Origin of the sequence: Halanaerobacter jeridensis (genome assembly GCF_016908315.1) — a bacterium.
GTDB lineage: Bacteria > Bacillota > Halanaerobiia > Halobacteroidales > Halobacteroidaceae > Halanaerobacter > Halanaerobacter jeridensis.
This window is the reverse complement of sequence record NZ_JAFBDQ010000003.1, coordinates 107131-127197: the sequence shown is the minus strand read 5'-3', so window position 1 is coordinate 127197 and position 20067 is coordinate 107131. Positions and strand designations below refer to the sequence as shown.

General features: G+C 29.9%; 19 protein-coding genes. 17 read left to right on the top strand and 2 right to left on the bottom strand.

The window, feature by feature from the left end:
* Positions 1-90 precede the first annotated feature (90 nt).
* The 4 genes from JOC47_RS03550 to JOC47_RS03535 all read left to right on the top strand — a co-directional run bounded on the left by JOC47_RS03550 (position 91) and on the right by JOC47_RS03535 (position 3985).
* Positions 91-498 carry a phospholipase D-like domain-containing protein gene (locus JOC47_RS03550; RefSeq protein ID WP_204700603.1) on the top strand — a complete coding sequence of 136 codons (408 nt, stop codon included), beginning with the start codon at positions 91-93 and terminating at the stop codon, positions 496-498.
* A gap of 45 nt (positions 499-543) precedes the next feature.
* Positions 544-1161, top strand: coding sequence for a phospholipase D-like domain-containing protein (locus JOC47_RS03545; RefSeq protein WP_239550910.1), 618 nt, complete (start codon positions 544-546; stop codon positions 1159-1161).
* Positions 1162-1265: 104 nt separating this feature from the next.
* Entirely contained in the window at positions 1266-2816 is a 1551-nt protein-coding gene (locus JOC47_RS03540) for a bacteriohemerythrin (RefSeq protein ID WP_204700601.1), read from the top strand.
* A 389-nt stretch (positions 2817-3205) separates the two neighbouring features.
* Positions 3206-3985, top strand: a complete 780-nt coding sequence (locus tag JOC47_RS03535; protein WP_204700600.1) for an ATP-binding protein — start codon at positions 3206-3208, stop codon at positions 3983-3985.
* A gap of 327 nt (positions 3986-4312) precedes the next feature.
* Here JOC47_RS03535 and JOC47_RS03530 read toward each other — a convergent pair whose 3' ends face one another.
* Positions 4313-4966, bottom strand: coding sequence for a deoxynucleoside kinase (locus JOC47_RS03530; protein WP_204700599.1), 654 nt, complete (start codon positions 4964-4966; stop codon positions 4313-4315).
* 258 nt (positions 4967-5224) lie between these two features.
* Here JOC47_RS03530 and JOC47_RS03525 point away from each other — a divergent pair, with 258 nt between their 5' ends.
* The 6 genes from JOC47_RS03525 to JOC47_RS03500 all read left to right on the top strand — a co-directional run bounded on the left by JOC47_RS03525 (position 5225) and on the right by JOC47_RS03500 (position 10903).
* Entirely contained in the window at positions 5225-6430 is a 1206-nt protein-coding gene (locus tag JOC47_RS03525; RefSeq protein WP_204700598.1) for an argininosuccinate synthase, read from the top strand.
* Between the two features lie 169 nt (positions 6431-6599).
* Positions 6600-7064: a GNAT family N-acetyltransferase gene (locus tag JOC47_RS03520; RefSeq protein WP_204700597.1), complete on the top strand. Its 465-nt coding sequence runs from the start codon at positions 6600-6602 to the stop codon at positions 7062-7064.
* A gap of 23 nt (positions 7065-7087) precedes the next feature.
* Positions 7088-8491, top strand: a complete 1404-nt coding sequence (argH, locus tag JOC47_RS03515) for an argininosuccinate lyase (protein ID WP_204700596.1) — start codon at positions 7088-7090, stop codon at positions 8489-8491.
* A gap of 291 nt (positions 8492-8782) precedes the next feature.
* A complete protein-coding gene (locus tag JOC47_RS03510) occupies positions 8783-9082 on the top strand; it encodes a DUF2103 domain-containing protein (RefSeq protein ID WP_204700595.1) in 300 nt (99 codons plus the stop codon).
* 105 nt (positions 9083-9187) lie between these two features.
* Entirely contained in the window at positions 9188-10357 is a 1170-nt protein-coding gene (locus JOC47_RS03505; RefSeq protein WP_204700594.1) for a LysM peptidoglycan-binding domain-containing protein, read from the top strand.
* Positions 10358-10453: 96 nt separating this feature from the next.
* Entirely contained in the window at positions 10454-10903 is a 450-nt protein-coding gene (locus tag JOC47_RS03500; protein WP_204700593.1) for a hypothetical protein, read from the top strand.
* 28 nt (positions 10904-10931) lie between these two features.
* Here JOC47_RS03500 and JOC47_RS03495 read toward each other — a convergent pair whose 3' ends face one another.
* A complete protein-coding gene (locus JOC47_RS03495; RefSeq protein ID WP_204700592.1) occupies positions 10932-11105 on the bottom strand; it encodes a hypothetical protein in 174 nt (57 codons plus the stop codon).
* Positions 11106-11238: 133 nt separating this feature from the next.
* Between JOC47_RS03495 and JOC47_RS03490 the strand changes: the two genes are divergently transcribed.
* From JOC47_RS03490 to JOC47_RS03460, 7 genes are all read left to right on the top strand, one after another.
* Entirely contained in the window at positions 11239-13533 is a 2295-nt protein-coding gene (locus JOC47_RS03490) for an alpha-amylase family glycosyl hydrolase (protein WP_239550908.1), read from the top strand.
* Positions 13534-13619: 86 nt separating this feature from the next.
* Positions 13620-14957 carry a 30S ribosomal protein S12 methylthiotransferase RimO gene (gene rimO, locus JOC47_RS03485; protein ID WP_369127955.1) on the top strand — a complete coding sequence of 446 codons (1338 nt, stop codon included), beginning with the start codon at positions 13620-13622 and terminating at the stop codon, positions 14955-14957.
* Positions 14957-15505, top strand: a complete 549-nt coding sequence (pgsA, locus tag JOC47_RS03480) for a CDP-diacylglycerol--glycerol-3-phosphate 3-phosphatidyltransferase (RefSeq protein WP_338035310.1) — start codon at positions 14957-14959, stop codon at positions 15503-15505. The genes rimO and pgsA overlap by 1 nt, the downstream gene beginning before the upstream one ends.
* Positions 15492-15953, top strand: coding sequence for a phosphatidylglycerophosphatase A family protein (locus JOC47_RS03475; RefSeq protein ID WP_239550896.1), 462 nt, complete (start codon positions 15492-15494; stop codon positions 15951-15953). Before pgsA ends, JOC47_RS03475 begins: the two co-directional genes overlap by 14 nt.
* Before the next feature lie 273 nt (positions 15954-16226).
* Positions 16227-19397 (top strand): BTAD domain-containing putative transcriptional regulator, encoded by a 3171-nt coding sequence (locus JOC47_RS03470; protein ID WP_204700589.1) that lies wholly within the window; start codon positions 16227-16229, stop codon positions 19395-19397.
* 146 nt (positions 19398-19543) lie between these two features.
* A complete protein-coding gene (locus JOC47_RS03465; RefSeq protein ID WP_204700588.1) occupies positions 19544-19708 on the top strand; it encodes a hypothetical protein in 165 nt (54 codons plus the stop codon).
* An 11-nt stretch (positions 19709-19719) separates the two neighbouring features.
* Entirely contained in the window at positions 19720-20067 is a 348-nt protein-coding gene (locus tag JOC47_RS03460; RefSeq protein WP_204700587.1) for a hypothetical protein, read from the top strand.

Sequence of the window (20067 nt, the reverse complement as noted above, 5' to 3'; positions counted from 1 at the left end):
AAAAATGTAAAATATTAAAAAGGAGGAATTTGGGTTGTTGATGCTAAATAAATACTATAGCTATTAGTATAATAGATGGGAGAATTAAAAATGAAAACTAAGAAGAAATTGTTAATTGTGGTGGTAGTATTATTGTTTTTAGTTTTGCTAACCGGTATTTATGGTCTGCTTAAGCCGCTTCCTGAAGGAGTTGCATTACAAAGTAAAAGATATAAAAATTCGAGTGTAGAATTTTTATACGATTTGACTTATCAAAAACAGGGAGAAAAAGTTTATGAACAAGAAATTTTCTCTAAAATATTTGAAATAATTGAAGAGGCTGAAAAGACAATAGTAGTAGACATGTTTTTATTTAATGGTCAGTATGCAGACCATTATGATTTTCCAGATTTATCTAATCAATTAACTAAAAAATTAATTGATAAAAAAAAGAATGACCCAGGAGTGAAGATTTTTTTTATCACTGATGAGATTAATACTTTTTATGGTTCTTATTAATCTGAAAATTTAAAAAAGTTGAGGACTAATAGCATTAAAGTGATTATGACGGATATGAGCAAAGCTAGAGATTCTAATGCTTTTTATTCAGGATTTTGGAGGCTATTTTTTAGATGGTTTGGTACAGGCGGAAAAGGTTGGCTAAGAAATCCTTTTAATCCTGATGGACCTAAAGTTACTTTACGTTCTTATTTAAAACTGTTAAATTTTAAAGCTAATCATAGAAAAGTAGATGTTCAACTTGTGTTAGATCCTAATCGAGATGCTTTTGGTAGAGTAAAAAATGGAATACCTAATCGAGTTGTGGCTTATGAACTGTTTAATAAAACAAAGGGCAAGATTAAAACTAGATGGTATGATACTCAAGGGGAACAATTTCACACAAAATTAATATCGATTAAATATAAAAACTATAGTTTAGTTTTTGGTGGTTCTGCTAATTTAACGCGGAGAAATTTAGATAATTATAATTTAGAAGCAGAACTTAAAATTAAAAGTAATAATAATAGTCAATTCGTTAAAGAAGTTGAAGTTTATTTCGAAAAGATATGGAATAATCAACAGGGACATTATACTATAGCTTTAGAAGAATACAGTGATAAATCTACTATTAAAAAAGCTCTTTATCGTTTGCAAGAATGGAGTGGATTATCAACTTTTTAGTAATGATTATTGATGAATTTAAAATAGATAAAGGAATCTAGCGAAATTTGTAGAAATATAATTGATAAGTATGATTAATTTATAAAAAGTAGGGAGTGGGTATAGTGAATAAAAAGACAAAATCTAAATTAAGTTTCAAATTTGGAATAGCTTTAATATTAATAATGTTAATTACTATTCCAATTGCTAACATAATTAATGGTTTTTTAAATGTTTTTCTTGGTTCTGCTTTGATGACTTATGTTTCTAAGATAATAGAAATAGTAATTGTTTTAGCATTATCTGAATTACTTTTTAATAAGTTAGTTACTAATCAAATTCATAGCATTATTGATTGGCTTAATGATGAGCAAGAGGAAATTGAAGCAAGTTCAGATGAGTTTGGATTATTAATTTCTGAAATGAAAAATTATTCTAGTTCTGACAATGAAGAAGTGATTGATGAAATCAGAAGAGAATTAGGTAATTTATCTATTTACAGTGAAGAAATGTCTGCTTCTTCGCAGGAAGGGAATGAAACTATTCATTCTACTAATCAATTAGTAGAAAATATGACTGAACATATTCAAAAGATATCTGCTAGTGCTGAAGAGGTGACAGGTTTTGCTGAAGAGGCTACATCGCAGACACAAATGGGAAGAGAAAATATTGAAGAGACAATATCTAATATTCAATCTATTAATGATTCAGTAGATTCTACAGTAGATATTATGAAGGATTTAAATCAGAATACAGAACGGATTGGAGAAATTATTGAACTGATTACTAATATTGCTGAACAGACTAATTTATTAGCTTTAAATGCAGCAATTGAGGCAGCAAGAGCAGGAGAACATGGACAAGGTTTTGCGGTTGTGGCTGAGGAAATTAGAGAATTAGCTGAAGAAACTTCTGATGCTACAAGTGACATTATAGAAATTGTAAATGCTACTCAAGATAAATCTGACCAAGGTTTAGAAGCAATTAAACAGGTTGACCAAAAAGCTAAAGCTGGTAAAGAAATAGCTCAAGAAACAGATGAAGTTTTCTATGAAATTGAGGAAGCTAGTCAAGAGGTTGCTAAAATGATTGAACAAACAGCTGATGCAGCTCAAGATTTAGCTCAAAATAGTGACCAGTTAATGGAAGAATCTCGAACTATAACTAATATCTTTGAAGTAGTAAATGATTCTTCAAATGATTTAGCAGAAATGAGTAAAAGAGTAACTAATCTAATTCATGAAGCTGGTGATCAAATTAGTGGAAGTGAGGTCTTCCAATGGGATGATAGTTATTTAGTTGGTGTGGATTTGATTGATGAGCAGCATAAAGAATTATTTAAACGAATCAATGATTTAATTAAAGCTAATAAAGAAAATAAAGGGGAAGAGAAAATAGCTGATACATTAGAGTTTTTAGAAGATTATACTGTTAAACACTTTAATGATGAGCAGGAATTACAGCAAAAGTATAATTATCCTCATTATGAAACTCATAAAGAAATCCACGATGGTTTTGTTCAAGAAATTTCTGATTTCAAAAATGACTTTGAATCTGGAGATGTAGATACTGCTCAGATGATGAAGTTTAATAAACGAATTACCGAATGGTTAGTTGACCATGTGAAAGGTATTGACCAAAAATTAGGTGAGCACATTAATCAAACAAAAGCATAATGCTTTTATTAGCAACAGGGTCAATGTTTCGGCCCTGTTTTTTTATTTTTAACAAAAATTTAGCTCCTGACATATATTATAGTAAAACTATAAAAGGGAGTGAGAATAATGGGAAGTTGCGGACGTTATGGTAGTGATTATTTATGCTTTTTCTTTTTAATTTTAATCTTATGCTGCTTCTGTGCTTGGTAAATAATAAAATTGTTCAGCCCCATAACGGGGCTTTTTTTTATGATTTTATTAGTTGTGATATATATCATAGCAAATTAAAATAAAAAAGGATATAGTATTAGTAGAGAGAAAAAGTTAGTAGTTAATTAAGTTGCAAAGTTAAATTACAATTTACCTAATTGAATTAAATAAATAATAAATAGAAGGGAGAGATAATAATGAAAACAAGAAAAATAATCAATATTGATGAAGAAAAATGTAATGGATGTGGAAATTGTGTTACTGGTTGTCATGAAGGAGCACTACAAATTGTTGATGGAGTAGCTAAATTAGTTAATGAACAATTCTGTGATGGTTTCGGTGATTGTATTGGCGAATGCCCAACCGGAGCATTAAAAATTGAAGAACGAAAAGCAGAAGAATTTGATTTAGAAGCAACTAAAGAACACGTAGAAAACTTAAGAGGGGAAGAAGCAGCAAAAGAAATGATACAGGCTCAAGAAGAACATGCAGCAGAAGAAACAAGTCATCAACATCAACATGGACATCATAGTGGAGGCTGTCCTGGTAGTAGAATGAAGATGATGAATAAAAACGAAAAATCTAATAATGATGATAAGGTAGGGGAAGTTAAATCACAATTAGAACAATGGCCTGTACAAATTGACCTATTATCACCTCATGCCCCTTATTTTTCTGAAGCAGATTTATTAATCACAGCTGATTGTGTCCCAGTAGCTTATGGTAATTATCAACAAGAATTGAAAGGTAAAGCAGTAGCAATGGGTTGCCCTAAACTTGATGATGCTCAAAGCCATGTCAATAAATTAGCGTCAATTATAAAAGAGAATGATTTGAATAGTATTAAGATTTTGCGGATGGAAGTTCCTTGTTGTGGGGGAATGGTGCAAATAGCAGAACAAGCTTTAGATAAAGCAAATTCTGATTTGGAATTAGAAGTGAAGACGATTGGGATTAATGGGGAAGTATCTATATAAAGTGTAACTTCTAGATGGCTGAGCAAGCATTTCTTCGTTCAGAAATTTAGGATGATTCGTCTAAAATTCGTTCAAGTAAAATCAATTTCACTTAATTTAAATTGGAAATTAAGTAATACAAAATTGATTTTACTTTCACTTCATTAAGACTCATTAACATCCTAAATTTAATGCCACTACGAAAAACTTGCTCAGCCATCTAATTATAGTTTTACTTTAATAGTGGGGTCAGGGATTATCTTAAAGTGAGGTTACTTATTTTTTGATTGTGCCTCTTGGTTTTGATTTTATGTTTTTAACTACTAGCTTCTAGCTACTTACTTCTAGCTATAAAGTTTCACTTAGTTTCTGATCAATGATATCTAATACTTCTTCTTCATCTTGCTGATTAGTAATATCGTATTTATCAGCATTAATAGTTAAAACTTCTGAAGCATCATAATGATCAAAAACCCAATCATCATATCTACTGTGTAAATTTCTCATATAATTTTCTAGTTCTGGATTGTTTTCGAACTGTTCGTATTCTCTTCCTCTTTCTTTAATTCTTCTCTCAATTGTAGAGAAAGAAGCCTGTAAGTAAATAAACAAATCAGGTGCCTTTTTAGGCATTCCTTCAATTTCTTCCATCATATTATTTAATAAATCTAAATAGCAGTCAAACTCAGCTTGACTCATATTGCCATCTTCATAATTTATACGAGCAAACAAGGCATCTTCATAAATAGAACGGTCTAAGACATTGTTTTTATCTTGTAGAGCTTTTTTTATAGCTCGAAAACGATGATTTAAAAAGTTGATCTGCAGAGCGAAAGCCCACCTTTTTTTATTGTCATAGAATTTTTCCAATAAACGATTATCATCTACAGATTCATAAAAAACTTTACTATCTAAATGTTGAGCTATCATTTCAGCATATGTTGTTTTACCGACTCCAATCATTCCACCTAGGACTATCACATTATCCTCTCCTTTATTCATATTTAGCAATATCCTCCTTGCGCAAATCCTATTTCAATTCTATGTTCTTTTAAAGAATATCATAGAAAAATTAATTTGCAAATTTTCGAATTTGCTTTTTAAATATAAAAGGATTTATTAAGTTGGTCTTGAATTATTAACTATAGTAAGCTTAACTGAGGAATTTTAATTTTTTCTTGTATTATTATACAAATGTATGTATAATTATAAACAAGTAAATAATAAACAGTTATATATTAGACAAGGAGGCTTTATTAAATGAAAAAAGATATTGAAAAAGTAGTGTTAGCTTATTCAGGAGGATTAGATACTTCAATTGCAATTAAATGGTTACAAGATACTTATGATGTAGAGGTAGTAGCTTATTCAGCAGATGTAGGACAGAACGAACCATTAGAGCCAGTTAAAGAAAAAGCAATTAAGACTGGAGCAGTAGAGACATATGTTGATGATTTACAGGAAGAATTTTTAAGAGAATATGCGTTTAAAGGATTGAAGGCTGGGGCATTATATGAAGGTAAGTATCCTTTAGCTACAGCTTATTCGCGTCCGTTGATTGCTAAACGTATGATTGAAGTTGCTAAAGAGGAAGGTGCAGATGCTGTAGCACATGGTTGTACTGGAAAAGGTAATGATCAAGTAAGATTTGATGTTTCTTTCCAGGCATTAGCACCAGGAATTGATATTGTAGCTCCACTTAGAGAATGGGAGTTTGGTTCTCGAGGTGAACAGATTGATTATGCTAATAAAACAGGAATTGAAGTAAGTGCTACTAAAGAAAATCCTTATAGTATAGATCGTAACTTATGGGGAATTAGTATTGAGTGCGGAGAATTAGAAGATCCAACTGTGGAACCGCCAAAAGAAGTTTATCAAATTACAAATCATTTAGAAGATACTCCTGATGACCCTGAATATGTAGAAGTCGGCTTTGAACAGGGAGAACCAGTTAGTTTAAATGGGCAAGAGCTTGGCCCAGTAGAATTGGTAGAGCAGTTGAATGATATTGCTGCTAAACATGGTGTGGGACGAGTTGATATGGTAGAAAACCGCTTAGTAGGAATTAAATCACGTGAGATTTATGAAGCTCCTGCTGCTACAGTATTATTAACAGCTCATGGGCAGTTAGAAGATATGGTACTTGATCGTGAGACAGCTCATTATAAAGACCAAGTAGCACAAAAATATGCTGAGTTAGTATATTATGGACAGTGGTTCTCTCCATTGCGTAAAGCATTAGATGCTTTTATTGAAGAGACGCAGAAGTATGTAACGGGAACTGTTAAAGTGAAATTATTCAAAGGTAATTGTCAAGTAGTAGGTCGAGAATCTGATCAGTCTCTTTATCAAGAAGAATTAGCTACTTATGATAAATCTGATGAGTTCAAACATGAATCTGCAGAAGGATTTATTGAATTATTTGGACTGCCGTTAAAAGTTAATGGCCGAGTTCATAACGAGTAGGAATAGTGAAGAGTGAAGAGCAGTAAAACCAGCAAAACCGGAAACCCCAGTCTTATGAGGATTATAACTATTGTAGAGCCTTGGCACTGCCAAGGCTAGGTTTTGATTGTATGTTGTTGATTTTAATTATCAATTGTAAATTGCTAATTATTAAGGGAGAGTATTAAGAATGGAGATTAAAATAGAAACAGCAGGGGTTGAAGATAGTGACTTAGTATATCAAATTACTAAGCAGGCTTTCCAAGATTATCTTGGCCCTGCTTTTTCTTCTTTAGTTCCTGCTTTACAAGAAAGTAAGATAGATGTAAAAGAGGATATAAAAAATAAAGAAGTATTGATTGCTTATGTTGATGGTATGGCAGCAGGTTCAGTTAGATTTTATTCTATAAATGAAAAAGAGTATCATTTAGGTAGATTAGGAGTATTAAATAAATTTGCGGGTAAGAATATTGGAAAGAAATTAATTAAGGAAGTAGAAAAGCGAGTTAAAGCTTCTGGAGGGCAAGAAATAACACTAATTTCAGCTTATCAGAAGAAGAAGTTACTACATTTTTATCAACGCTTAGGATATGAAATAGAAGAAATAAGGGAAGATGAAGATTATACTAGGGTAGAGCTAAAGAAGCAATTGTAAATCATCAATTATGGGGTGGTAAAATGAAATTATGGTCGGGAAGATTTGAAGATGATACGGATAAATTGGTAGAAGAATTTAATGCCTCGATTGGATTTGATTATAAATTATATAAATATGATATTGAAGGTAGCATTGCTCATGCTAAAATGTTAGCTAAGTGTGATATTATAACTGAAACTGATAAAAATAAAATAATCGCAGGATTAGAAGAAATTTTGTCTGAAATAGAAGAGGGAGAGTTTGAATTTAGTGTTGAGTTAGAAGATATTCATATGAATATTGAACATAAATTGACAGAGAAGATTGGATCAGTCGGAGGTAAATTACATACTGCTCGTAGTAGAAATGATCAAGTAGCTTTAGATATTAGATTATACTTAAGAGACCAGATTAAACAAGTACAAGGGTTATTACAGCAACTGCAGGATGTTTTATTAAGTTTAGGTGAAGAACATATAGATATTATAATGCCGGGCTATACTCATTTGCAGCGCGCTCAGCCAATTCGCTTGGCCCATCACTTAGTAGCTTATCAACAAAAGCTAAAACGTGATTATGAGCGTTTAGAGGATTGCTATCAACGTGTTAATGTCTTGCCTTTAGGTTCTGGAGCATTAGCGGGAACTAAATTTGATATTGATAGAGAATTTGTAGCGCAGGAATTAGAATTTAATTCAGTTAGTCAAAATAGTCTGGATGCAGTTAGTGAGCGAGATTTTGTGATTGAATTTTTAAGTGCTGCTTCGACGATTATGATGCATTTAAGCCGCTTTAGTGAAGAATTGATTTTATGGTCATCCTCAGAATTTGATTTTATTGAGATTTCTGATGCATTTTGTACTGGAAGTAGTATTATGCCGCAGAAGAAAAATCCTGATATTCCAGAGTTGATTCGAGGTAAAACAGGCCGTGTTTATGGACATTTAATGCAGTTATTAACTACTATGAAGGGATTACCATTAGCTTATAATAAGGATATGCAGGAAGATAAAGAAGGATTGTTTGATACTGTAGATACCCTAAAAAAGACTTTAGAACTAATGGCCCGGATGTTAAATAATACTGAATTTAAAAAGGATAATATGAAAGAATCTACTGAACGAGGTTTTGTTAATGCTACTGATGTAGCAGATTATTTAGTGGATAATGGAATTCCATTCAGGGAAGCTCATGAAATTGTAGGAAAAGCTGTGCTTTATTGTGATAAACATAATAAAAAATTAGCAGAGTTATCTTTAAATAAATGGCAGGAGTTTTCTGATGTATTTAGTTCCGATATTTATGATGCGATTACTATTGAGAACTGTGTTGATGCTCGAGATACAATTGGTGGACCAGCTAAGAAAGAAGTTCTTAAAGTGATACAAGAGGAAAAAGAATTAGTAACAAGTGAAGCCAGTAGTGAAATTTGGGGAGATTGCTGAATATAGATTGGGCAACTAATAAGGCAAAAAGTAAAGAGAGTAGGGCTGCACGGAGTGTTTTCTGAATTTTGAAAACACGGAGGGAGCAATTAACAAGTGAAAGCACCAGAATTCTGGTGCTTTCACTTGTTGTTTTATTTTTAAATTTTTTGGTCTTTAAAGATTTTAACTTGTTATTTTTTACTCATTACTTGTTTCTGTTTTAGGGATTAGTGTTTGGATATTTAATAAATTTATTATATAATTATAAATGTTAAGAATTATACAAGTTAAACTAGGAGGTGTAATAAAATGGCTAAATCTAATAAATATCGAACTAATAAAATCAAGCAGGAACATACTATCATTGAAGATATTTTGCCTTTGTTAGAAAATCTAGCAAAATTATCTGTGATTAAAAGTGTAATTCCTGGTCGTATAAATCAACGTAGTGGTAGTGGTATGGAGCCTCATTTAAAATTAAAATATGATACCCCAAGTGGTATTAAAATTTTAGCTAAAAATAGTGCCTCTATTCAAGAAGTTTTTGTAGTAACTGATGATTCTGATAAAGCAATTAAGTTAATGAAAAAGAAAAAATTAGTCAAATAAAAACTAAATTTTATTTGAACTAGAGGAAAACTGATTTTTATTAAGAATAATTAATATATATGGCTGATAGAGATTGTTTTATAGGAAATGAGGAGGGGAGCTGCAATGTTAAAGAAAATAACTGTTATTTTAATATTATTAATTATGTCAGTTTTTATTACTTCCCAGGTAGAAGCTGCTACTAATACTGCTCTACAAAATTATAGTCTAGCAGTACAATCTCTGCAACAAAAAGATTTGCAGCAGACAAAGCAGTACTTAGACCAAATATTATTAGATGATTTACCTTATTCTGAATATTTGGCTAAGGCTATTTATTTAAAAAGTATCTTAATAACTGCTGAGCTCAAGAGTAATTTAGAAATAAAGGAATATATTTCAGAAGGACAAAAAGCACTTCCTTTAACTAATCAGGATAGACGAGAGCAATTTAAAACAGAAGCAGATAGTTATGGCTTAGAAGCTAAAAGAAAAGTAGATACATTATTAGGATTAACTAATTATTTATTAGCTAACTTACCTCCTGTAGAATTTGATATTAATCAGATTCCTGATGTAGGTCAGCCAAATGCAAATACAGTAGAACAAATATCTAGTGGTGATTTACCTGCTCAAGCAAAGTTAAATAGTTTACAGCGCGATTTAACTTTGCAACATATTAACCAATATTTGAATTTAACTTTAGGAGTTAAAGAGTTTAATAATCTATTTGTAATAAAAGCTAAAAAGAGAGATACATTATCTGATATAGCTAGTAATTATAATTTGCCTGTATCATTATTAATTGAAGTAAATAGTCACATTGAAAATCCTAATTTAATTTATCCTGGGCAAAAGATTTATATTCCACGAGTTAATAGTTCATATATTAATTATCCTTCTTACTTTTATTATATTTCTGTAGCTGCTTATGAAGCAAATAAAGAACGAAAGAAGGAAATTAATCGTTTAGTTGTCAGTGCTTATCAGTTAACTGACCAAAAAGATAATCTAAATGTGGATTATAAATCTAAAGCAAAAGAGCTAGCTAAAAATATAGAAGTAACTGAATATAAAGAGCGATTAGAACAACAATCTGAAAAAATAGATGATCAAACTCGTAAGTTGAAACAATTAAAAAGAAAGTATAACGATTTGCTTGATAAAATTAATAAACTACAAGAGGAGACAGAAGAACAAGAAGAGGAAGAACAGGAACAAGGAACAGAAGGGATTCAATTAGAAGAAGATTCTAATACTGATTATAATCCAGATGATGATACCTTGACCTATTAAAAAAATGGTAATTATACTTTTAAATTTGTCATCTTTTTGTTATTATATGTGTGATATGACAAATGTTATCTAAATTTTAGGTTAAGGAGTGAGATGATGAGAAAATATATAGGTGTACTATCTGTAATGTATATTATCGCGGTTATCGTAAAGTTAAAAGATAGTAAGAAAAGTTTTAAACAACATTTAGAAGAATATGAAGCATTAAAAGAGAAATTAAAGTTAGTCGGTCAGCAAAAGAACCCATTTTTAATGATGAAATTTTTGAATAGTGTTTTTTATTTCTTTTTGTTCATGTATTATATTGCTGTATTAGTTTTCTTTGATAGTTCTTTAATGATTGAGTTTGCTACTTATTTATTAATTATAGTGAGTGCTTATAGACTAGGACGAAAATTATTAATTAATTCACTTGATGATTTTGAAGAAACTGTTAAATATGAGAAAGATAATTATCATAAAAAAAGAAAAATGGATTTTCTCATTGGATTAATTGAGTTTGCATATGCTTTTAATGCTCTATCATTAATTAGTTTTTATTATTAAGCTTAAAGTAAGGTAGCCTATTTTAAGGCTACCTTATTTTTTGATTAAATTCCTTAGTATTAATAATTGCATTCAACAGGGTAATAACTCCATCTAGTTCATCCTCTTTAATATATCTAGTATCTGTTACTTCATCATTTTGAATCTTTTTAAGATCTTTTACTATTTTTTTTAGTCCATTTAAATCTGTATAGTCTAGCATAGTAATTCCCCCTTGAATATAAAAATATTATTTGTATAAATCATTATTTTAATGCTAAGAAAGTACTTATTAAGTTGGATATTAAATCCACTAAATCATTAAAATATAATTGTGAGGTGTGAATTTGGATAAAATGTGGAAGAAAAAATTAAAACAAAGAAAAAGAGTTAGAGAGAAATATTTATTACCTAAATTATATAAGTTAGGTTATCAAATTGATCAAATTAAGTTTGATCAGAAACAATTAGTAACAAAAGGGAGAAGGAAAATTCATATTACAGCAGATGTAGTAGTTTATATTGAAGGAAAAGCAGCAATTGTAATTGCTGTTAGGAGTGGTGCGGAGGAATTAACAGATCATATTAAAGTTCAGACGTTATCCTATGCTCGATTATTAGAAAATCCTGCTCCAATTATAATTCTAACTAATGGACTTGAAGAAGAAATTTATAATATCTATCAAGAGCAAGAATTAACTTTTATTCCTAAACAAGAAAAGTTATGCCGATTAATAGAGAACAAGGGCCAATTGTCTGATGATTTAAGAAAAGAAGCACTTGATAATGTATTTACTTCTATATCTTTGTGGGACGTAACTAAACATAAAAGCGCTTATTATACTAAATCTATGAGGCCTTATGAGTCTAATAGTAAAGGTGATGCTTTTAATAATTCACTATTTCATAATTTTAATTATAAACCTAATATTGTGACAGCAAATGACTCAGTCTCGATTAGAGTTAGTAGTTATAGAAATTTAGTTGATAAAATTTATGTTTATTATACTAGTGACGGAAGTTTGCCTCAAGGAAAAAAGGGGCAAGTAGAAACTGGAGATAAAATTGAATTAAGTTATAAATATACTGAGGCTGCTCCTAAAGAAAGTAAAATGATAGATTGGTGGGAAGGGAAAATACCTGCTCATAGTAACGGGAAAAGAATTAGATATATTATAGAAGGTTATGATAGTCAAGGGCAGCAATCATACTATGCAGAAAATGGTGCTGAAATAGGGGAAGCTCAAAGATTTTCTTATTTAGTGCAAGATTTTAAAGCCCCAGATTGGGCCAAAAATGCAATTGTATATCAGATTATGATTGATAGATTTTGTGATGGAAATCCTAGTAATAATTATGATTTATCTTATGAAGCAACTGGCTATCAAGGTGGGGATTTACAAGGGATAATTAATAAATTAAATTATATTAAAAGTTTAGGTGCTACGGTAGTTTGGCTATCGCCAGTCTATGAGGGTGAAGGCTATCATGGTTATCATATTACTAACTTTTTAAAAGTAGACCCTCATTTTGGAGATGAAGAAGTATTACAAACCCTAATCGATGAAGCACATAAATTAGATTTGAAAGTTATTTTAGATTTTGTTCCTAATCACACCTCACATCAGCATCCCTTTTTCTTAACAGCTCAAGGAGATGACGAGAGCCCATATTATGATTGGTATAATTTTTTTGAGTGGCCTAATGATTATGAAAAGTTTTGTGGAGTACCTCAATTACCAACTCTTAATACTGATAATAAAGAAGTACGTCATTCTATCATTTATGAACAAGCATTGCATTGGTTATGTGATTATGGTGCTGATGGCCTAAGACTTGACTATGCTTATGGTCTTTCCCATGATTTCTGGACTGAGTTTAGAAAAGTAATTAAATCTAATAAAGAAGATGCCTATATTTTTGGTGAAGTTTGGGAAAGCCCAGGTAAAATTAAGAAATTTGAAGGAGAATTAGATGGTTGTCTTGATTTTTCTTTAGTTTGGTCTTTTAGAGAATTATTTATTTACGGTAGTAAGCAGGTGTCTGAATTTATATCTGATTTGAATTATTTAAATAATTATTATGATTCAGAATTTATAATTAATAGATTTCTTGATAATCACGATATGGACCGCTTTTTGTGGGAAGCTAATGGTGATAAAGAAAAATTAAAATTAGCTGCTACCTGCCAGTTTACTTTAGCTGGAGCTCAATATATCTATTATGGAACCGAGGTGGGATTATCACAGCAAGAACCTTGTTCTGATGATAATACTGGTCGTATAGTTTTTGATAATTCAAGAGATTTTATGCTGTGGGGCGATGAACAAGATAAAGAGCTGTATGATTTTTATCAGCGCTTATGTACAATTAGAAATGAGAATGATGTGTTAGCTATTGGTCAGCGCAAAGATTTAGTGATTGATGATGAAGCTCAAGTATGGGTTTATATTAAGTATAATGAACAATCAGAAATTCTGGTTTTTCTAAATTTAAGTGCTAAAAAACGAAAAATTAATGTTGATTTATCAGGTTTTGATAAAGCTAATAAGAAACAAGTAATTGATCTATTGACTGCTACAGAATATCAAATAGTTAATGGGCGATTACAATTTCAATTAAAACCGCATCAAAAATTAATTTTAGCTTAAGAATATTATTTTTGAATTAAAATGAAAGATAATGTATAATTAGAGTATAAGTAATAAATTAAGAAAATTAGTAATCTAGTTGAGGAGTGTCAAATATGGTAGAAGTTGCTTTAACGACTTTAGGATGTGCCAAAAATCAAGTTGATTCAGAGATTATGATTGATATTTTAGAAAGTAAAAATTATAAAAGAACTGATGATTATGAAAGTGCTGAAGTAATTATTGTTAATACTTGTGGATTTATAGCTGATGCTAAAGAGGAATCGATTGAAACAATTTTGCAGTTAGCTCAATATAAAGAAGACGGAAATTGTGAAGTGTTAGTAGTTACAGGTTGTTTGGCCCAAGGATATAGCGATGAACTAAAAGAGGAAATGCCTGAGATTGATGCAATGCTGGGTACAGGTAATTTTGATGAAATTCTAAAAGTGATTGAAGAAGGTTTAGCTGGCAAGAAGAATATTAAAATTTCTGAGCCTGATTTTAATTACGATGACTATATTGCTGAAACTACTATTAGTAACAAGAATTCCGCTTATGTAAAAATTGCTGAAGGGTGTAATAATAACTGTTCATATTGTCTAATTCCTAAATTAAGAGGTGGTCTAAAGAGCCGTAGCATAGAGAATGTTGTAGCTGAAGTAGAACAATTAGCAGCTAATGGAATTAAAGAGATCAATGTTATTGCTCAAGATATTACTCAATACGGACGTGACTTAGATGGAGAAAGTAAATTAGTGCCCCTATTAAAGGAACTAGTTCAGATAGAAGGGATTAAATGGATAAGACTATTATATGCTTATCCACTGCATATTAGTGATGAATTAATTGAACTAATGGCACAGGAAGATAAAATTTGTAATTATCTAGATGTCCCAGTGCAGCATGCTCATCAAGAGATTAGAAGAAAAATGAATCGCCCTGGTAGCAAAGAAGAAATTTTAGCAGTCATTAATAAATTAAGAGATAGAATTCCAGATATCACTTTAAGAACATCAATTATTGTTGGTTTTCCTGGTGAAAGTGAAGAACATTTTCAGACTTTATTAGATTTTGTAAAAGAAGCTGAATTTGATAATCTAGGTGCTTTCACTTATTCTCAGGAAGAAGGCACTGCTGCAGCTGAGATGGACTGTCAAATTCCTGAAGATAGGAAAGAAGAAAGATACGAGAAAGTAATGAATTTGCAAAGTGAAATTTCTTACCGCCGCAATCTTAATTGGATAGATAAAGAGGTTGATGTATTAGTAGAAGATTATCAGTCTCAAAAGCCGCGAATTATGATTGGTCGCAGTCAAAGAGAAGCTCCAGAAGAAATTGATGGTGCTATCTTCATTAAGGATACAACTGCTGATAAGGGAGAATTTGTTACTGTAGAGATTACTGAAGCACAAGAATATGATTTGATAGGAGTGGAAGCCTGATGAAATTAAATATAGCAAATCAAATTACATTATTAAGAATTTTTTTGATCCCTATTTTTATGTTCTTTCTGTTGGTAGACCCGGTTGGATCTGGTGAGTATATAGCATTAGGTATTTTTATTGTGGCCTCTATTACTGATGCTATTGATGGATATTTAGCGCGCAAAAGGGGGTTAGTAACTAATTTTGGTAAATTTGCTGATCCTTTAGCTGATAAGCTCTTGATTGCTGGTGCTTTAGTAGCTTTGATCGATTTACAGCAAATATCTGCTTGGCCAGTAATTATTATTTTAGCACGAGAATTTGCAATTACTGGATTGAGAGTTTTAGCTGCCGACCAAGGAATTGTGATTGCAGCTAGTAATTTAGGGAAGTATAAGACTAATGCTCAAATTTTTGCAGTTATCTTCCTTGTTTTAAGCATGGCGACTTCTGCTGTACCAGCTATAATCGGGCAAATTTTACTGTGGATTGCTGTAGCCTTAACAGTAATTTCCGGTGCAGATTATATGATGAATTCGCGGGAAGTGATAAATGATGAAGATTAAAAATAGCTGGATTAAATTTTTAGCTACTGGATTTTACAGCGGTTTAAGTCCGGTAGCTCCTGGAACTGCAGGAACATTATTAGGAGTAGTTTTGCTGTATTTGAGTTTTAAAATTAATTTAATATCTCAGGTTGATTTTCCCTTAGCGTTTCTAGTAGTTTTATCTTCTGTAATTATTGCTCAATTGGCCCAAGAGAGAATTTATCAAGAAAAAGATGCTTCCGAAATTGTAATTGATGAATTAGCAGGTTATTGTTTAGCTATGTATTTACTACCAATTAATATGTTGATTCCTGCCTTTGTATTATTTAGAATTTTTGATATTTTAAAGCCACAACCGATTGATAAATTGGAACAATTTCGTGGTGGTTTAGGAGTAGTTATGGATGATTTAGGGGCGGGAGCAATTACTGCTGTATTATTACATTTTATTTTGTTATTTGTATAAAGCACAACTAATTTTAGTTGTGCTTTATGTTTTTTTGTAAGTATTTATAAAAAATAGTTTTTTTAATCATAAGATATATCATTACTGTGGGTAAATTATTATTTTAATGCCTCTGAAAAAATGTCGAAAAATGTATATAAAAATCTTATATTGAAAAAGTTTGAGAAAATTTGTAGATAAAGAAGGGTTTTGTTGTTTTCCCTATAAGTATATTAGACAGTAAGTATTATGAATAAGTTAATATTAAAAAATAACAAAGCAGGTGGTAGTTAGATGACAGAAGTAAGCAATCCTCAATTTGATGTACCGCAAATGAACTATCAAATTTGGCAAAACAATCAATTAAGTAATAAGTTAATGCAGATTAAAAACTATCCTGTAACTATTATCCAAGGAGTAATTGGGTCTGGTAAAACTACAGCTTTAACTAATGTTTTACAAAAAGAAAGATTCCAGAATGTTAGTTGGTATGAAATTAAAAGTTCTATTACTACTCCGATTCAATTTTGGACTATGGTATATAATTCATTAATAGAGAACAATTTAATTCCTGAAGAAAGTAAAGTTTTATTTGATTCTAATAATATTTATCAAAGTTTAGATATTTTAATTGAAGATTATTTACTTCCCCAAGAAAAAGAAATATATATAGTTTTAGACAATTTTGAAATCATAAAAAATAATCAAGTTATATTAGAGACTATTAGTTATTTTATTGAATTGAGTCCTGCTTTTGTTCATGTTGTAATCTCTAGTCGAGGGCAAGTTAAATTCACTAAATTAGCTTTTTGGAAAGTTAAGAATAAAGTATTATTAATTTTTGGAGATGAATTTCAGTTAAATCAAAAACAAATAGAAGAATTTTGTTTAGAAAAACATAAATTATTGTTATCTAGTTATGAAAGTGAAATGATTTTTAATAAAACCGATGGCTGGATTTTAGCAGTTGATTTATTAGCTGATAGAATTAGTCAGAGAGTAAGAACAGAAAAAATAATCAATGATATTGGCAGAGAATGTGAATTGTTATGTGATTATTTAGATTTTGCTTTATTAGATTATATCGAGCAACAAAATTCTGAATTGAATCGTTTTTTGGTGCAAAGTTCTATTTTATCTAAATTAGAAGTTGAAATATGTAATAATTTTTTTCAGATTAATAACAGTCAACAATTAATTGAAAAGATGATTACTTTAGGGGTTCCTATTAAAAAAACATCTAAAAATACGTATGAATATAATTCAACTCTTAAAGAAGTTTTAGAATCTAAATTAGAAGAACTTTATGATGTTAATCAATTACTTATAAAAGCAAAAGAAGTTTATGATCAAGAAAATAAAGTAGAACAGTTAATTGATTATAATCTAAAAATTAATAATAAAGCTGAAATTATAAAGATAATAAAAGATAATGCAGAAGTATGGCTTGAAAATAATAATTTAGCTCCTCTGCAGAGAGCATTTGAAATATTTAATGAAAATGACTTAAAAAATCATCCTCGGTTGTTAGTATATTTAGGAGATATGTATAATAAATCTGAAGAGTACCATCAAGCTATTAATAAGTATCAACAAGCTGAAAGAATATGTCTTTCAGAAGGGAAAAACTCTACTTTGGTAACTGTTTTATTTAAGATAACAGAGTTATTAGCTTTTTTTAATTCTAATAAATGCTTAGATTATATTCCTAAGTTAAAAAGGCAGCAGAAGTATTTTTCTAAACAACAAAAAAGAAGCTTTTATAAATTAAAAGTTGTTGAATTAATAATTAAAGGTGAATTTAAAGATGCAGAATTAAGAGTAGAAAAAATAAAACAAAATGATATAGATGCTTATAGAGAATTAAAGGCTAATATATTATTTGCTTGCGGTAAGTTTTCACAAACAGAAAAACTATTAGAAAAGATTAGGTTTCAAGATCATTCTAATTATTTAATGTATCATACTATTATTATGCCTGCTTTATTATATTTGTTTACAGGCAAATTATTTAGTGCCCAGCGTTATATTTGGGATGAATTATCTGAAAGTAATTGTTACCTTAAAAAATTGGGAGAGTATTATTCGACACTAGTTTATCAATTATTAGGAGTTCACAAGGTTAATTATTGTCGTAAGCAATATACGAAGTTTTTGGAGCATACTAAAGACTGCCCGTTTGGAATTTCTTGGTGCAAGATGGCTATTTATAGAGAACTTATATTTTGGGAAACTTTAAATGGAGACCCTGAGCAAGCTTTAGAGTATTCTGATTTAGCTTTAAAAGAAGCCGTTGAGAGAAAAGATATTTTAGCTCAAGGTATGGTCTTATTATTAAAAGGAATTGCTTATTATTGTTTAGAACAATTTTCTCAAGCTGAAGAAGCACTTAGTCAAGCAATTAATGAACTTGTAGCCTCAGGAGCGGAATTACATTTGTTTTTAGCACTATTAGGTAGAGCTGAAATGTTTTATCAACAAGATAGATTTGAAGAATTTAAAGTTGAGATGAAAGAGGCTATCAATATTTTCAAAAAGAATGATTATGATAAATTTGTTTTAAATAGAACTTCTTTGTTTGTTAGAGACCCAAATATGTTAGTAGACCTTTTTAATCGAGCTCAAATCCAAGGGGTAGAAACTAAAGATATTAAGCAAGCATTTAAGAAACAGAAATTAAAAGGGATAGAACATAGTCCGTATTACATGCTTAAAATCAAGGCTTTTGGTAATATGGAATTATTTAGAGGACGTCAAAAAGTAGAAGAGGATGAATGGACTAGAAAAAAGTCTAAGGAATTATTTAAATTATTTTTAGTTCACTATGGTGAATTTATTTCTAAAGAAAAAATTTGTCATTTTCTATGGCCTGATAAAAAATTAAAAAAGGCTACGAGTAGTTTTTATGTAGTTTTAAATAATTTAAATAAAGTATTAGAACCAGATAGAGAATCTAGAACTGGTCCTTATTTTATAGTAAAGAAAGATAATTATTATGGTTTGAAGAAAGAATTTGCCTATTATTATGATGTATCGTTGTTTGAAGAGTTTATTCGGCAAGGGAAAAATTCAAATCAAGATAGGATAAAAATGAAATTTTATCAAGAAGCTTTTGAGATTTATAAAAATGATTTCTTAATTGAGGATCTGAGCAATAATTGGATTATTAATGAAAGAGAGCGTTTAGAAAAAAAGTATATTGATATTTCAGAAAAGTTAATGAAATACTATTATGATATAGAAAAATATGAAAAAGCAATTGAAATTGCAGACCAAATTTTAAATAAGAACCAATATATTGAACCGGCTTATTTGTATAAAATAATGTCTTATGATCAATTAGGAAAAAAGGCATTAGCAATTACTACTTATGAAAGTTGCAAACGAATTTTAGCTGAAGAATTAGATATTACTCCTAATCAAGAATTAAAAAAATATTATAAGTATTTAAAAATTTCAAATTAATTTTTTAATCAAGGGCATTTTTGCTCTTGATTTTTTTATTTTAATTTAAATATTATGGTTTGTAATTATTTTGTAAGTGATCTGTAATAGCTAAATATTAAAATAGTAACAATAATAATTATTAATAAAAAAAGGAGGGGATGATTATGCAACAGATTATTAGGCAATTAGAAAATTGTGAAAAAAAGTTAAACCAGCAGTATGATGAAGTGAAGCCAACGCAGCAAGAAGTAACTGAGTTATCTGTTGCTCTAAAAAAAGTGGTTAGTGCTATCGATTGTTTAGATAGCTATAATGGAAAAAACAATTAGGGGTGGTAAAAATGAAAATTAGTTTAGGTTGGAAATTGACAGGATTGTTTTTGGTAATCTTAATTGTTGGATTAGGTACTACTGCCTATTTTTCTTATCAAGGTATTTATGAGGGACTGTTTGATAAGACTGATGAAGAATTAAAGGCTATTAATGATTTGAAAGGAGATCAAGTCGAGGATTATTTTAAGGAACTAAAAGATTCTATTAAGTATTTAAGTAATTTTAAAACTTTAGAAGAAGAATTACCTAACTTAAGTACTACTTATAATCAGTCGGGGATAGAGAGCCAAGAATATAAACGAGCAGTTAAAGAAATTAATACAGGCGTTGAATATTTTGCTGATAATGAAAATTGA

Bases quoted from the DNA above. Each gene is read 5' to 3' on its own strand.
- JOC47_RS03470 (WP_204700589.1), top strand. From the start codon at position 16,227: ATGACAGAAGTAAGCAATCCTCAATTTGATGTACCGCAAATGAACTAT.
- JOC47_RS03500 (WP_204700593.1), top strand. From the start codon at position 10,454: ATGAGAAAATATATAGGTGTACTATCTGTAATGTATATTATCGCGGTT.
- JOC47_RS03460 (WP_204700587.1), top strand. From the start codon at position 19,720: ATGAAAATTAGTTTAGGTTGGAAATTGACAGGATTGTTTTTGGTAATC.
- JOC47_RS03530 (WP_204700599.1), bottom strand. From the start codon at position 4,966: ATGAATAAAGGAGAGGATAATGTGATAGTCCTAGGTGGAATGATTGGA.
- JOC47_RS03525 (WP_204700598.1), top strand. From the start codon at position 5,225: ATGAAAAAAGATATTGAAAAAGTAGTGTTAGCTTATTCAGGAGGATTA.
- JOC47_RS03495 (WP_204700592.1), bottom strand. From the start codon at position 11,105: ATGCTAGACTATACAGATTTAAATGGACTAAAAAAAATAGTAAAAGAT.
- JOC47_RS03545 (WP_239550910.1), top strand. From the start codon at position 544: ATGACGGATATGAGCAAAGCTAGAGATTCTAATGCTTTTTATTCAGGA.
- JOC47_RS03550 (WP_204700603.1), top strand. From the start codon at position 91: ATGAAAACTAAGAAGAAATTGTTAATTGTGGTGGTAGTATTATTGTTT.
- JOC47_RS03505 (WP_204700594.1), top strand. From the start codon at position 9,188: ATGTTAAAGAAAATAACTGTTATTTTAATATTATTAATTATGTCAGTT.
- JOC47_RS03520 (WP_204700597.1), top strand. From the start codon at position 6,600: ATGGAGATTAAAATAGAAACAGCAGGGGTTGAAGATAGTGACTTAGTA.
- JOC47_RS03535 (WP_204700600.1), top strand. From the start codon at position 3,206: ATGAAAACAAGAAAAATAATCAATATTGATGAAGAAAAATGTAATGGA.
- JOC47_RS03510 (WP_204700595.1), top strand. From the start codon at position 8,783: ATGGCTAAATCTAATAAATATCGAACTAATAAAATCAAGCAGGAACAT.
- JOC47_RS03465 (WP_204700588.1), top strand. From the start codon at position 19,544: ATGCAACAGATTATTAGGCAATTAGAAAATTGTGAAAAAAAGTTAAAC.
- pgsA (WP_338035310.1), top strand. From the start codon at position 14,957: ATGAAATTAAATATAGCAAATCAAATTACATTATTAAGAATTTTTTTG.
- JOC47_RS03490 (WP_239550908.1), top strand. From the start codon at position 11,239: ATGTGGAAGAAAAAATTAAAACAAAGAAAAAGAGTTAGAGAGAAATAT.
- JOC47_RS03475 (WP_239550896.1), top strand. From the start codon at position 15,492: ATGATGAAGATTAAAAATAGCTGGATTAAATTTTTAGCTACTGGATTT.
- argH (WP_204700596.1), top strand. From the start codon at position 7,088: ATGAAATTATGGTCGGGAAGATTTGAAGATGATACGGATAAATTGGTA.